This is a genomic window from Mycobacterium palustre (assembly GCF_002101785.1).
Lineage (GTDB): Bacteria > Actinomycetota > Actinomycetes > Mycobacteriales > Mycobacteriaceae > Mycobacterium > Mycobacterium palustre.
Genome location: NZ_LQPJ01000026.1, coordinates 1 through 1,215, shown reverse-complemented (window position 1 = coordinate 1,215; position 1,215 = coordinate 1). Strand labels below are relative to the sequence as shown.

Annotated in this window: 1 protein-coding gene; it reads right to left on the bottom strand. The window is 69.8% G+C overall.

Features of this window, described 5'->3' with window-relative positions:
• Nucleotides 1-82: 82 nt before the first annotated feature.
• On the bottom strand, nt 83-1,072 hold the full coding sequence (locus tag AWC19_RS02865; RefSeq protein WP_085076596.1) for a Gfo/Idh/MocA family protein: 990 nt from the start codon (nt 1,070-1,072) through the stop codon (nt 83-85).
• Nucleotides 1,073-1,215: the final 143 nt, after the last annotated feature.

Here is a 1,215-nt window from a genome sequence, read left to right as displayed (position 1 = left end):
CAACCCCAGCCTGACCGTCGCCGCCAACGCCCTGCGCGTGGCCACCCACATCAACGACACCGAATTCGCCAACTGAGGCCGTTCAGGCCGGCTCGCGCGGCGCGAGTCCCGCGGCCCGGTAGATCGCGTCGATGACGGTCATGTTCTCGATCGCCTCCGCCGGTGTCGTCTTCACCGGTTCGCCGCGCAGCACGGCCGCGGCGAAAGCGTCGAGTTGATAGGCGTAGGTGGGGCGCACCCCGAAGTTCTCCACGCGCTTTTTGTTCCCGGACCGCACCGAGAACCGCTGGAACGGGATCAGCGGATGGAGCCGCAGCTCGCCGCGGTCGCCGACCACCTTCGCGGTGAGGCGCGGTAAAGCGGTCGACCACATCGAGCAGTGGATGCTGCCGGTGTGCCCGGGGGCGAACCGCAGCTGGGCCGTCATGGTCCGGTCCACCTGGGGGCCGCGCAGTCTCGCCTGCGCCGCAACGACCTCCGGCGTCGAGCCGCCGTACCTGCGGACCATGTCGACCGCATAGCACCCGAGGTCCATCAGCGCGCCACCGGCAAGGGAGTAGTTGTAGCGGTTGTGCGAGAACTTCGGCATCCAAAAGCACCAGTGCGCCTCGACCCGCTCCAGGGTGCCCAGCTCCCCCGAGCCGATGATCTCCTCGACCCGCGAAGCGCACGGGTGGTAGCGGTAGTGAAACGCCTCCATCACGACCCGGCCCGACCTGGCGGCCACTTCGGCGATCTCACGGGCCTCGGCGGCGTTGGCCGTGAACGGCTTTTCGCACAGCACGTGCTTGCCCGCGGCGAGCGCGGCCCGGGTCCACCTGCCGTGCAATCCGATCGGCAGCGGGTTGTAGATCGCGTCGAGGTCCGGGTCCGCGAGCAGCGCTTCGTAACTGTCGTGCACCCGCGCGATGCCGTGCTTCGCGGCGAACGCGTGGGCACGCGACACGTCGCGGGCGGCCACCGCCGCCACCACGACCTCGTCGGTTTTGCGGGCCGGTTTGATCAGCGCCGCCGGCGTGATGCGCGCCGCCCCGAGGATCCCGATCCGTACCGGGCCGCCGCTGCCAGGCATGGAACGGGATGCTAGCAGCCGACCGCGACCTCGCCCGGTTTCAAACCCTGCCGCCCCCGCGCCGAACGGGTGATACGATCCCGGTTCGCCCAGGCCGGGGCCAAGCGTTGGGCCATCATCCTCGTGAGGAGCTCGATTGGCTG